General features: G+C 37.0%; 13 protein-coding genes and 1 tRNA gene. All 14 read left to right on the forward strand.

What is annotated here, in order from left to right; translation table 11 throughout:
- Positions 1-25 precede the first annotated feature (25 nt).
- A complete protein-coding gene (gene rpsG, locus CVT00_RS03465; RefSeq protein WP_002941142.1) occupies positions 26-496 on the forward strand; it encodes a 30S ribosomal protein S7 in 471 nt (156 codons plus the stop codon).
- Between the two features lie 12 nt (positions 497-508).
- Positions 509-2,587, forward strand: coding sequence for an elongation factor G (gene fusA, locus CVT00_RS03470; protein WP_021090006.1), 2,079 nt, complete (start codon positions 509-511; stop codon positions 2,585-2,587).
- Between the two features lie 78 nt (positions 2,588-2,665).
- Positions 2,666-2,742: transfer RNA gene (locus CVT00_RS03475), tRNA-Arg, on the forward strand.
- A gap of 105 nt (positions 2,743-2,847) precedes the next feature.
- Positions 2,848-3,462: a tRNA 2-selenouridine synthase gene (locus CVT00_RS03480; RefSeq protein WP_103558378.1), complete on the forward strand. Its 615-nt coding sequence runs from the start codon at positions 2,848-2,850 to the stop codon at positions 3,460-3,462.
- Between the two features lie 65 nt (positions 3,463-3,527).
- Positions 3,528-4,955 (forward strand): thioredoxin reductase, encoded by a 1,428-nt coding sequence (locus CVT00_RS03485; RefSeq protein WP_230853795.1) that lies wholly within the window; start codon positions 3,528-3,530, stop codon positions 4,953-4,955.
- 80 nt (positions 4,956-5,035) lie between these two features.
- Positions 5,036-5,413: a rhodanese-like domain-containing protein gene (locus CVT00_RS03490; protein WP_103558377.1), complete on the forward strand. Its 378-nt coding sequence runs from the start codon at positions 5,036-5,038 to the stop codon at positions 5,411-5,413.
- Between the two features lie 152 nt (positions 5,414-5,565).
- Positions 5,566-6,000: a Dps family protein gene (locus CVT00_RS03495; RefSeq protein WP_103558376.1), complete on the forward strand. Its 435-nt coding sequence runs from the start codon at positions 5,566-5,568 to the stop codon at positions 5,998-6,000.
- Between the two features lie 83 nt (positions 6,001-6,083).
- The gene (locus CVT00_RS03500; protein ID WP_103558375.1) at positions 6,084-6,671 is read left to right on the forward strand and encodes a hydrogenase-4 component G; all 588 of its coding nucleotides are present in this window, start codon (positions 6,084-6,086) and stop codon (positions 6,669-6,671) included.
- A 124-nt stretch (positions 6,672-6,795) separates the two neighbouring features.
- Positions 6,796-7,233, forward strand: a complete 438-nt coding sequence (locus tag CVT00_RS03505) for a hypothetical protein (RefSeq protein ID WP_103558374.1) — start codon at positions 6,796-6,798, stop codon at positions 7,231-7,233.
- Positions 7,234-7,502: 269 nt separating this feature from the next.
- A complete protein-coding gene (locus CVT00_RS03510; RefSeq protein WP_103558373.1) occupies positions 7,503-8,726 on the forward strand; it encodes an OprD family outer membrane porin in 1,224 nt (407 codons plus the stop codon).
- A 93-nt stretch (positions 8,727-8,819) separates the two neighbouring features.
- Entirely contained in the window at positions 8,820-9,377 is a 558-nt protein-coding gene (locus CVT00_RS03515) for a c-type cytochrome (RefSeq protein ID WP_002941036.1), read from the forward strand.
- 45 nt (positions 9,378-9,422) lie between these two features.
- A complete protein-coding gene (ccsA, locus tag CVT00_RS03520; RefSeq protein ID WP_103558372.1) occupies positions 9,423-12,518 on the forward strand; it encodes a cytochrome c biogenesis protein CcsA in 3,096 nt (1,031 codons plus the stop codon).
- Entirely contained in the window at positions 12,519-12,953 is a 435-nt protein-coding gene (locus CVT00_RS03525; RefSeq protein WP_021087193.1) for a hypothetical protein, read from the forward strand. It begins immediately after the preceding gene.
- Between the two features lie 78 nt (positions 12,954-13,031).
- The gene (locus CVT00_RS03530) at positions 13,032-13,586 is read left to right on the forward strand and encodes a hypothetical protein (RefSeq protein WP_107915387.1); all 555 of its coding nucleotides are present in this window, start codon (positions 13,032-13,034) and stop codon (positions 13,584-13,586) included.
- The last annotated feature ends 44 nt before the right edge of the window (positions 13,587-13,630 follow it).

Consider the following 13,630-nt stretch of genomic DNA (forward strand, 5'->3'; position numbering starts at 1 on the left):
ATAAAAATTTGAAGGAAAAATCAAAATGAGAAGAAGAAAAGCTCCTGTAAGGGAAGTTTTACCTGATCCGATTTACGGAAATAAAATAATCACTAAATTTATTAATTCTCTTATGTATGATGGCAAAAAAAGCGTCGCTACAGAGATAATGTATGGTGCTATTAAAGCTATCGAAAAGAAAAATGCTGAGGTTAAAGGCATCGACGTTTTTAACGACGCTATCGAAAATGTAAAACCTATTTTAGAAGTTAAATCACGCCGTGTTGGTGGTGCTACTTATCAAGTGCCAGTTGAGGTTCGCCCAGCTCGCCAACAAGCTCTTGCTATCCGCTGGCTTATAACTTTTGCTAGAAAAAGAAGCGAAAGAACAATGGTTGATAAACTAGCAAATGAGCTTTTAGATGCGGCAAATTCAAAAGGTGCATCTTTCAAGAAGAAGGAAGATACTTACAAGATGGCAGAGGCTAATAAAGCATTTGCTCACTACCGCTGGTAAGAAAGAATTAGTATGGCAGAGAGAAAAACGCCTTTACATAAGGTAAGAAATATTGGTATTGCGGCTCACATTGATGCTGGAAAAACAACTACCAGTGAGAGAATTTTGTTCTTCACTGGTATGAGCCATAAGATAGGTGAGGTTCATGATGGTGCTGCTACTATGGACTGGATGGAGCAAGAAAAAGAGCGTGGTATTACTATTACATCGGCTGCAACTACAGCGTTTTGGAAGGGCTACCAAGTAAACCTAATCGACACTCCGGGACACGTTGACTTCACAATTGAAGTTGAGCGTTCTATGCGTGTTCTTGACGGTGCTGTTGCGGTATTTTGTTCTGTTGGTGGTGTTCAGCCACAGTCTGAAACTGTTTGGAGACAAGCAAATAAATATCACGTACCAAGAATCGTTTTTGTAAATAAAATGGACAGAATTGGTGCAAATTTCTTTAGAGTTGAAGAGCAGATCAGAGAAAGACTAAAAGCAAATCCAGTGCCTATTCAAATTCCAATCGGTGCAGAAGATAACTTTAAAGGCGTGGTTGATCTTGTAAGAATGAAAGCATACGTTTGGAATGACGAGAAAAAGCCAACTGATTATGTTGAAGAAGAAATTCCAGCTGAAGTTAAAGATAAGGCTGAAGAATACCGCGCAAAACTAATCGAAGCTGTTTCTGAGACAGACGATAGCTTGATGGAGAAATTCTTTGCAGGCGAAGAACTAACTGAAGAAGAGATCAAAAAAGGTATAAAAGCAGGCTGCTTAAGAATGACTATTACGCCTATGCTTTGCGGAACTGCGTTTAAGAACAAAGGTATTCAACCTCTACTTGACGCAGTAGTTGATTATCTGCCAGCTCCAGATGAGATCGCAGCGATAAATGGTGTTTACGAAGATGGTACTGAAGTGACTGTTGAAAGTACAGATGATGGCGAATTTGCCGCTCTTGCGTTTAAGATTATGACTGACCCATTTGTTGGACAGCTAACATTTATCCGTGTTTATAGAGGTAGCCTTGAAAGTGGTAGCTATGCTTACAACACAGTTCAAGACTGCAAAGAGAGAATCGGTCGCTTACTAAAAATGCACTCAAATAAACGTGAAGAGATTACTGAGCTTTTCGCTGGCGAAATCGGTGCTGTTGTTGGTCTAAAAAATACCCTAACTGGTGATACTCTTGCAAGTGAAAAAGATAAAGTTATCCTTGAGAGAATGGACTTCCCAGAGCCAGTTATCAGTGTCGCAGTTGAGCCAAAAACAAAAGCAGATCAAGAAAAAATGGCGATCGCTCTTCAAAAACTAGCTCAAGAAGATCCAAGCTTTAGAGTTAGCACTGATGAAGAGAGCGGACAAACTATCATTAGTGGTATGGGTGAGCTTCACCTAGAGATCATTGTTGATCGTATGCTTCGCGAATTTAAAGTTGATGCTGAAGTTGGTCAGCCACAAGTTGCTTACCGCGAAACTATCCGTAAGGCAGTTGAGCAAGAGTATAAGTATGCTAAACAATCAGGCGGTCGTGGTCAATATGGTCACGTATTCTTACGCATCGAGCCACTTCCAGCAGCTAGTGGATTTGAATTTGTTAACGACATCAAAGGTGGTGTTGTTCCAAAAGAGTACATCCCAGCTGTTGAAAAAGGTTGTAAAGAAGCGCTTCAAAGCGGTGTTCTTGCTGGATATCCAGTTGAAGATGTTAAAGTTACGCTTTTTGATGGTAGCTACCACGAAGTTGACTCATCTGAAATGGCATTTAAACTTGCTGCTTCTATGGGCTTTAAAGAGGGCGCTAGAAAAGCAGGTGCGGTTATCCTTGAACCTATGATGAAAGTTGAAGTTGAGACTCCAGAAGAGTATATGGGTGATGTTATCGGTGACCTTAATAAGCGCCGTGGTCAAGTAAATTCAATGGATGACAGAAATGGTGTAAAAATCATTGCAGCTTATTGTCCACTAGCTCAAATGTTTGGCTACTCAACAGATCTTCGCTCAATGACTCAAGGTCGTGCGACTTACTCTATGGAATTTGATCACTATGAAGAAGTTCCTAAAAACGTAAGTGAAGAGATTATTAAAAAGAGAAATGGCTAATTGGCCAAAATAGGGCAGAGCGATCTGCCCTTTAAAATTTAACTACTTGAGTAAAAATTTAAACTATCTTGCAAATTTGTCCTCATAGCTCAGCTGGATAGAGCGCAGAATTCCTAATTCTGAGGCCACAGGTTCGAACCCTGTTGGGGACACCATAAATAAAGTATTTTTACATAAATCACTATCAGATCATTTTAAGATAATCTATAAAAAATATAATGAAATATTTAAAATAAGACTTTTTAAAAAGGACACTAGATATGAAAATTAATAGCATTATAGTTCTACTACTAACAAACATATTTTTAATATCTTGTTCTGTAAATCAAACATATAATAATATAAGTGTTTCTGAGTTAAGAAAATTAGCTAAGAAACATGGTGGAGTTTATGTATTTAATGAGAAATTTGAAAAAGAGATAGCCACCAAAGAAAAGACAAGGCGGGAAGCGGAGCTAGCAATAGTAAATGCTTCAAAAACAGATGCTGATATGCGAAAGAATTTAAAAGGATTTGATACAAAATATCCTCAAATCCTCTCAAATGGTAAGCCATACTATACTCTTAGAACTTATAGTAAAGCTGTAAAATTATCAAAGGAATATATTAATAAGGTGATAGACTATATAGGTCAAGATGATTATTCTAAATTTATGCCAGATATTAGTGTCTGGTCTTTTTATCTTGATGACAACGGCAATATAGTACCTATCGAACTCACAGTGACATATGACTATGAAGTCAAAATATATGGGCTATTTGGTGATGAAGGTAGAGGCTTTTATACGTCAAGAAAAGAGTCAAGATATGTACCAGGCGGAAATAAATTTATCCTTACTAACGATAAATTTGAAAAAGTAAATAAAAATGAGTGAAATTTCAGTAAAAGAGTAATTAAATTTTATATATAATCACGTAAAATAGTATGAACGAGGCTTGTATGGCAAAACAAAAAAGTATAAAAAAATTAAAACATTCATCTATAAACTACATAAATAAACCAAGAGAAGATGTAGAAAATTTGCAAATCAAAAATAACAGCATTAATAAAAAATTTATGCTTTTTAATTTGGCTCTAGTTGTGGTAGTAGCGGCAATAATATATTTTAAGTGGAAAGGCCATGATACTTATAGTGTTATGGCACTTAACGGCAGAGAAGTAAAAATAGACAAAATAACAAATTTGATAGTCGCTAAAAAGAACGATGAAAGGCAATTAGCCCCAGAAGCTGCAGCCCAACTAGTCATAGATTCTCGTCAGATACTAAACTCATCTCCATATAGACACTATGAGCCAGAGTACTATGATACAAAGAGCGATTATGAGTCATTTAAAAAATGGCTAGACATAAGCTATCTTTCAAACTCTACTAAAATTTCACCTTGGACAAAATCGGAAAAAGCCTACTTTGAGAGCTTAAAGACTAGAAAAGAGAGATATGCATACTTGGTAAAAAGAAGCAATCTAAAATGCGCAATGATACACATACCTGATGATGCCATAGGTAGAGTAGATAGCAATGGCAAACTAACTAAACCAGAGTATGCTGAAATTTATGATGAAGTAGATAGAAATAAAAATACACTTAAATCAAGATTATTTAATGGTGAGTGGAGAATTTGCGCAGGTATATTAGGAGATAGACAATCGTTTTCTTCAGCTACTGTATTAAATAACTCAGGCTTTAAAACAAGAGCCAGACAAGCAGTATTTTTAGCAGCTCAACTAGGAGATGTAGATGCTTTAAAAGTACTAGCTAGATACTTTTCTTCTTCATCTTATATATCAGGCTCAAATAAAGACTTGCAAACAAAAACAAAATTTGAGAATTTATATAGAAATCCCCCACTAGATGAATATGGAATGATACCTTATCTTGATGAGATAGCAGGAAGCTATTTTGTGATGGATTTTAATAGGGGTGGAGTGGCAGCAATGCCAGATAATTCTTTATATAAAGACCTAAGAGAGCTTGTAGAGGATAAAAAAGAGCTAAAGGATCCAAGAGATATTGATGCAAACGAGACTACAAGGGAAGAATTTGTAAAGTATGTCAATAAAAATATAGGATCATATCAATATAAATTTGAAGAGTATGGCTTTTCAGATCTATGGGAGTATAGGGAAATGGAGGATTTTATAGATACAACCATCTTAGGCTCTTTGGTGATGTCATTAACGCCACCAGAGGGATATCCTAATGCACCGTACTACAACACACCAGAAGAGCTAACAAGACTATATGAGGCTGGCAAACTAGATAAGAAACTAAATCCTCTTATCCCTGTAATGTACAGAGATAGTTTTCCAAAAGATCTTAGACGAAATATACTAAGATATGCAAAAGAGCATAATATAACGGACTAAATTTGAGCCATTATGTAAAAATAGTTTTTTGGTTTAATAAAACAATGCTAACATTTCAAAAATTTATTTAAGGAGAGTGGATGAAAAAAATTTTACTTTTAGGAGCCGTTTGTTGTATGTTGTCAGCTGATGTCAAAACTGTTAGTATAAGTCCAGATGAGATCAAAAAATATGATCAGATTGTCGATATTAGAACTCCATCTGAGTGGCAAGAGACTGGCATTATAACTGGTGCTAAAACCATCACTTTTGATCCAAGTGACAAGAGTGCATTTTTAGATGAGCTTTCAAAGGCAGTTGATATCAAAAAGCCTATCGCACTTGTTTGTAGAAGTGGCAGAAGAAGCACAGCAGCAGCCGCAGCGATAGATAGCTCAGATCTTAAGATTATAAATTTAGATGGTGGCATGAGTAGTTTAATCGAGCAAGGCTACAAAACTACACCTTATAAAAAATAGACAAATTTCCAAATTCTACATTTGACTACAAGATAAATTTATCTTGTAGTCAAAATTTATACTAAATAATAAATTTTATTATTTGATTAACTACTGATTAACTCTAACCGCATATAATTTCATCACATTTAAACAATAAAAAAGGAGACAAAATGTCAAAAGTTATTTTACAGTTAAACACAATTCAGGCTGATGCAAACGCACTTTACATTAAATTTCACGATCTTCACTGGAACGTAAAAGGTATTCAATTTTTTAGCGTCCACGAGTATACTGAAAAAGCTTATGAGGATATGAGTGAGATTTTTGATGATGCAGCTGAGAGGGCTCTTATGCTTGGTGGCAGACCTATCGTCAAGGCTGAGGAACTAGCAAAAGTCGCTCACATAAAACACGAGCCAAAAGAGAACTACACTCCGACTGAAGTTTTGGATATTGTTTTGGCTGATTACAAGCACCTTTTGGGCGAGTTTAAAAAGCTTGACGAGCTTGCAGAGGGCGACACAACAACTCAGATGTACGCACAAGATCAAATAGCTAAATTTGAAAAAGCCATCTGGATGCTAAACGCAACACTTGGCAAATAATCACAGCGGGAGCTCTCCCGCTTTACTCTAAATAAATTCCACCTTTTGGCGATATAGTTTTTATAAACTTATAGGAGCTAAATATGCAAATCAGTCAAATCGTAAGCTCATACAACACATCAAGCGTAAAAGAAAATGTAAAATCAGAAATTTCGCTTCATAAAGATGAAAAAGAGGTTTCTAAAAAGCAGCCCGAGATTTCAAATTTAAGCGCGAAAGAGATCTCAAATAGCTACTTTTTGCAGTATCAAAAAGATATTACTCAAAATGCTAGTTCAAATTTACTAGCCCAAGGTGGTCTAAGCTTTAGTGTGCCTGAAAATTTATCAGACATTTTAGCTGGACTTGATCTAGCAGGTATCGGCTACAACGGCAAAGCTCTAGGAGAGCTAAGTAGCGATGAGGCGAGTGAGCTAGTTAGTGAAAATGGTTTTTTTGGCATCGCAAATACAGCTGATAGGATAGCCGGCTTTGTACTAAATGGCGCAGGTGATGATGTAGAGAAGCTAAAAGCTGGTAGAGAGGGCGTGGCAAAGGGCTTTGAGGACGCAAAGAAAATTTGGGGCGGTGATCTGCCTGAAATTTCACAAAAGACTATCGAAAAGACCATTGAGACGCTTGATAAAAAGATCGCTGAGCTTGGCGGTAATGTCTTAAACGTATCAGCCTAATTTTCTTGGGGTCTCTCCCAAGAAATTTATATATTAATGTAAGCACAAAACTCAAATTTTAAAAACTCACAAATTTTATTTAATCTTAAAAGCTATACTTTTCTCTTTGTATTAAGGAGAAAAGATGAAAGCTAAAATTTTACTTCCTCTAACAGTTGCTACTATGTTTTTGGGTTGTTCATTTTTTGATGACAACCCACCAGTCCGTAAGCAACCAAGGCAAGCCACTAAAACTACACCTGCAAAAAGCTCCATCAAAGGCTTCATAAAAGATGTCAGCTATAAAGATTTGAAATACTGCTACGAGATAGTAGCCAGCGATGTGAAAAATCACAAATTAAACAAAGCAAATTTTTGTGCAAACAGATATTATTACGATAAGGGCGATCTTGTCTATGCGACTTTTTACGCAGATAAGCTCATAGACATGCTTCTTATAAAAGAGGGCGGCTCTAGAGGCGCATATAATGGCATAAGAAAACCACAAAATGAAGTAGTCGTAAAAAGAAAAAATATAAAAACGAATATCGAAGTACCAAAAGAGGAGAAAATTTCTTTTTAGATTACCGTTGATTTACTGCTAGCATATATAATTTCATCAGCAATCAAAACTAGAACTCCTTTTAAGGGGCAAAGCAACGGCCCCTTTTTCTTTTTATGTCCCTTTTTGAAAGTCTCATTTGCAAAAGTTAAATTATCAAAATATACCTCTTTTTGGTCAAAATCGGTAAACGATCGGTAACAAAAATGCAAAATTTTATGATTTTTTAAGCTTCATCTTAAAATTTATTGATTATAATCGTCGACACAAAAACCTTAAAAGGAGAAAAAATGAAACTAACAAAAATTAGTTTAGCCGCTTTGGTTGCTTTAGGCGCATTCTCAAGTGTAGCAAGTGCTACTCCACTTGAAGAAGCTATAAAAAATGTTGATCTTTCTGGTATGGCAAGATACAGATATACTCATTTACATAAGTATGACAAAACACAAAAAGATGTTAAAAAGTCAAATGGTGCTGGTCATAACTTTAAAATGATCACAAATTTTAAAGCTGCTATCGATGATAATTTCTTTGGCGTTGTTGGTTTAAGATACAATGATACTGATGGATCAGGTGATAATGCTGGTACTGGTACAGATAAAACAAACACAACTGGAACTTTTGGTGTTCACCAATTCTATCTTGGCTATAAGATCGGTGGTACTACTATAACAGCTGGTAAACAAACTATTGACTCATACTTTACTGATGACGCTATCGGTACTGGTGTAAGAGTAGTAAATGAAGATATAGAAGGTCTTACTCTAACAGCTTTAGCTTTTGATGCTCTTGAAGGCAATGGCGAGAGCGATGGCAAATTATATGATGCAGCTGTAACTAATAAATTAGATAGCTATGACGTTGGTAACTTATATGCAGCTGGTATTGCTGGTTCATTTAATCCAGTTAGCTTCCAACTATGGTATGGCACATTAACTAACCTAGCTGATGTACTTGCAGCTGACGTTTCAGCTAAATTCGACATCACTAATGACTTTGCTCTAGGTGCAAGACTTAACTATGCAAATAGCACAGCTGATAAAGAAGCTAAAAACATCCTTGGCTACAATGATGGTAACTTCTATGCTGGCGAACTTTCAACTTCACTATTTGGTTTTGATCTAGCTGCTGGTTATATCGGCTGGAAAGCTCAAGATAAGGGTGTGTCAGCATTTACATTTGAAGATCAAGGTGGTCTAATAACTGCTGGTGAAGATGTATTTGACTGGACATATGCAGAGGGTAAAGGTAACTTCTTCTATGCAACAAGTGCATATACATTTGATAAATTCACTGTTGGCTTAGACTATGTTAAAGGTACTCAAAAAACTTCAGGTGGCGCTGGTAACCCAGATGTAAAAGATAAAGTTGAAGAATTTGTTCCAAGATTTGCTTACCAATACAACAAAAAGCTAACATTTAGCTCATTCTATTCTTTCCAAACTCACAAACTACCTGATGATGTGAAGACAAAAGAAGACAAATTTAGATTTGAAGCTAAATACTCATTCTAATTCATAGCTCGTTAATCAACTTATGATATAATCCTGGGTCGGAGCAATCTGATCCGGGATTTTTAAATTTAGAGCAAAATTTCAAGGAAACTCATGAAAAATATCAAAATTTCTTTTTTGGCGTGTTTTTTGGTGGCAAATGCCTTTGCAGCTTCTCAGGTTTATTATATAGAGGCTCGTGGCGAGTTTGGTAAAGAGCTTGCCGAAATGGCAAAAAAGCAGGCTAATGACAGAAATGAAAAAGTAAATGTCTATGTTGATGAAGATCCAAGACGGTATAAAGACAATAGAATTTTAAAATTTGGCGTTGATAGAAAAGGTAGATATAGTGTCTCTTTAGGAAAAGAGCTTTATGAGAAACAATGTGCTAGCTGCCATGGCGAAAGTGCAGACAAAAGACCATTTGGCTCAACACCACTTAAAAACATGGATGCTAAAGATATAGAAGATAGCATCATCTCTTATAGAAGCGACTCAAGCTTTGGTGGTAGCGGTAAAAACGTGATGCAAAACCAAGCTAAAATCGTCTCAAACAATGATCTAGGCGCAATACTTGCTTATCTAAAAGGTAAAGATGCACTTGCAGATCAAGATACAAACGAAAATAAACCAGTTTCAACCGAAACAAAGCAGGGCAGTTATTTAAGATAAATTTCACTTCGGTAGCTTTGCCACAATATAAATAAAAGGAAGCAGATGTTAAATCCAAAAACATTATTTTTAAGTATGGGCTCAGCTATCGTTTTGATGATAATCTTTGCCGTAGCTAGCGGAGCCGCCACAATAATAGAGAGCAAAACTAGCACTGAAGCAGCTTGGTACTATGTTTATGGTGCTAGCTGGTTTGCGCTCATCCAACTACTCCTTGGTATAAATTTAGCCTTCAACATCTTTAGATATAACCTAATCGATCCTAAAAAACTCCCATCTCTCATCTTTCACTTAGGTTTTATCGTCATCTTAATCGGTGCTGGCATCACAAGATACCTTGGCTTTGAAGCTGATATGCATATACGTGAAAACACTGCTTCAAACGTTGTTAGTACAAAGGTTTCGTATATAAATTTAACAGCGCTTAACGACAAAGGTGAAGAGATCAGCTCGGCTATGCCTTTGGGACTTGCTGATGTAAAGAAAGGCTTTGATCTAAAGCTAAAAACAGCAGATGGCGAGGCTAGTTTAAAATTTAAAGAATTTGTGCCAAATGCAAGTTATAAATTTGTAAATGATGATAGTGGAAAGCCTGTCGTTGAGTTTGTAGTCTCAAACGAGAGCGAAAGCGAAGAGATATTTTTACTTGAAGAAGAAGAGGCAAGGGTTGGAGATATCAGCTTTATCTTTAATGCCAAACCAGATGAAAATAAAAAATACGTTCTTTTTAGACTAAATGATGGAAATTTCACAGTTACTTCAAATGCTGATCTTTTAAAATTTACTATGGCGGATAGCTCAAAAACTGAGCTAAAAGCTGGCAGCGTAAATGAATTTGGCACAGGTAGCCTATATACTATCTCAAATATAAATTTCGCCCCAAGGCTAGTCTCAGCGCACGCTACAAGAAAACTGGTCAGCTCAAAGGATAGCGAGTTTAACGCGTTGATAGCTGAGCTAAACTATAAAGGTGAGAGTAAAGAGATGCATGTATTTTACAACCTAACAGAGCCTTCACGTATCGCCGTGGCTGGAGAGAAATTTAACGCCTCATGGGGAGCTCAGCAGATAAAACTCCCATTTAGCCTCTACCTAAAAGACTTTGAGCTAAAAAGATATCCTGGCTCAAATTCGCCTATGAGCTACTCAAGTGAGGTTGTGGTAAAAGATGGCACGAATGATCCGGGGTTTGATTATAGAATTTATATGAACCACGTGCTTGATTATGATGGATATAGATTTTTCCAAAGCTCATATGATACCGACGAGAAAGGCACGATCCTCTCTGTCAATAAAGACCCAGGCAAGATCCCGACATATATCGGCTACTTTTTGCTAGGTCTTGGCTTCTTGTTAAATGTCATAAACCCTAACAGTCGCTTTAGAAAGCTAGCAAAACTAATAGATAATGAATCAACAAAAAGCGGTAAAAAAGTAGCTGCGCTCATAGCAGTCTTACTTTTGGGCTTAAATTTTAGCTCGCTAAAGGCTGAGGACTTCTTACCACATATCAGCAAAGAGCATGCAGACAAGCTTGCTAGACTCATCGTGCAAAGTCCAGACGGCAGGATGAAGCCATTTGATACGCTTAGCAAAGAGGTTTTAAACAAAATTCACAGAGGCGAGAGCATAGGTAGCCTAAATTCAAACCAAGCGATGCTTTCTATAATGGTAACGCCTGATTTTTGGCGAAATGAGAAGATCATCGCACTTGGTCAAAGCAAGGAGCTAAAAAAAGAGCTAGGCGTTGATGAAAATGCAAGATACGCAAGCTTTGATGAATTTTTTAAAGCGACAAAAGATGGTGGAAGCGAGTATAAACTAACAAAATTTGCCGAGATAGCAAACCGCAAACACCCAGGTTCACGCAATACTTTTGACAAAGATGTGATAAAGATCGACGAGAGACTAAATGTATTTTATATGATATTTATCGGTGAAATTTTCAAAATTTTCCCAAAACAAGATGATCCGTCAAATTCTTGGTATTCGCCAGCTAGTGCGATGATGTACTTCTCGCCAAAAGAGGCTGAGCTAGTAGTTGGTATGATGAGAGAGTATTTTTCAGCTGTTGATGCAGCCTCAAAGGATAATGACTGGAGTAAGGCGGATGCGGCGCTTGAGAAAATTTCAGCTTATCAGCACAAATACGGCTCTGCCGTCATGCCAAGTGAGAAAAAAATAGACATAGAAATTTTATTTAATAAATTTCAAGTATTTGACCGCTTGACGCCGATATATCTTTTGGCTGGACTTGCGCTTTTACTATTTGTTTTTGTCAAGATGTTAGCGCCAAAAGTGCAGATAAATGGCATAGTTAAAGCTGTATATATTATAAATTTACTAGCCTTTCTCGCGCACACGGTAGGCCTCGGTCTTCGCTGGTACATCGCTGAGCACGCCCCTTGGAGTAACGCCTACGAGTCGATGGTCTATATCGCTTGGGCGCTTGGTCTATCTGGCATCATCTTTGCAAAACGCAGTCCGATCGCACTTGCGCTTACATCTATATTGGCTGGCGTTACGCTATTTGTCGCACACCTTAGCTGGATGGATCCGCAGATCACGACACTTGTGCCTGTGCTTCAGAGCTACTGGCTAACTATCCACGTCTCTATCATAACTGCAAGTTATGGATTTTTAGGCCTTTGTGCGTTACTTGGTGGCTTTACTTTGTTGCTTATCATCTTGCAAAACAAGAAAAAGCCAAATGCAGAGATCGCGCGTAATATCACTGAAGCGACACGTATAAATGAGATGGCGATGATACTAGGTCTTAGCTTGCTCACGCTTGGAAACTTTTTAGGTGGTGTCTGGGCAAATGAGAGCTGGGGTAGATACTGGGGCTGGGACAGCAAGGAGACTTGGGCGCTAGTTTCGATCCTTGTCTATGCGGCAGTGCTTCACATGAGATTTATACCAAAGCTTAATAATCAATACGCATTTGCTGTAGCCTCATTTTTTGCCTATTGGTCGATCATAATGACCTATTTTGGGGTAAATTTCTATCTAGCTGGCATGCACTCATACGCAGCTGGAGATCCGCTTCCAGTGCCTGATTTTGTCTGGATAAGCATCGTCGTGATGATAGTGATGAGCGTTCTTGCATTTACGAAACGCTCTCTTTGCACAAGGTTATAGATGCTTCTTAAAGGCTTGATAGTCTTTTTTGTTTTTTTGCTTATAGTGGCCATTTGCGCGCTAGTCTATCTTTTGCTAAAAAACAAAGATCATCAAGTCTTGGCAAGAGGGCTAGAGCCCGAAAGCGAAGAAGAGATCACGATCGAAAAGCTTGAAGAACTTGCTGGTGATAAAACTCTAAGCAAAAACGAGCTTTTCGAGCTTATACAAATTTTTGGAGAGAAATTTATAATACCAGCGAAAAAAAATCAGGTTGCTCCAAAAGAAGCTAGCAACTACATAAATTTTATAATCCTCATCTGCTCTCATCAAAATGCCGATGCAAAGCTTATTAGCTTTTTAGACAAAGAGGCTAAAAAGAAAAATCCAAGCTATGTTGCAGAGATCGAAGATAGCGAGAGGATAGGCATAGAAAACCGCAAAAATCGCAGGTAAATTTAGCTTTTTTAAATTTAAGAACGCAAAACGTCGTTAGCAAAACTCAAATTTACAAAGCAAAAATAGGAGCGCAACTTGTATATAAGTGATCTCTATGCTAGTTTAGTCTTTTTGCCGATAGTGCTAGCTATTTTGTTGATGATCTTTGCTGGCAGGCGAAATATAAAAGTCTATCTGAGTAAATTTGACCTAGTTAGACTACATCTCATTTTTCCACTCGTGATATTTCCTATATCTGTAGCTATTTTTAGTGAAGCGGCCGAGTATTTTGGCGTTTCAAACGATGATGGGCTATCTTATATTTTTTACACTATGCTTTTTATAATAGCCATTTACGCCGTTTTTGGCTTTTACGTTTGCATTAAATACAATCACGGCTTTTTAAACTGCTTCTTGGCGTTACTTTTAAGATTTAACTTTATGACTCCGCTTGTTTATTTGCTGTTTTTAGGTGGCAAAGGACGTGATAAAAATGGCAATGAGATAACCCCTGAAAATGCAAAAAATTTAAGCCTTTTTGAAGAGCTTAGATTTTCGCTTTATAATATGATCGTCTTTAGAAAAAATTATGACAAAGATAAAGTTGCAGGCAGGGATGAGATAAATTCTAACGATAAAGCTCTCATCTAAAAAGAGGTCTAAAATAAAAGCAGGGATAGTTAAAATTAAAAAGA

The sequence above is a fragment of the Campylobacter concisus genome, assembly GCF_003048675.2.
GTDB classification, from domain to species: domain Bacteria; phylum Campylobacterota; class Campylobacteria; order Campylobacterales; family Campylobacteraceae; genus Campylobacter_A; species Campylobacter_A concisus_F.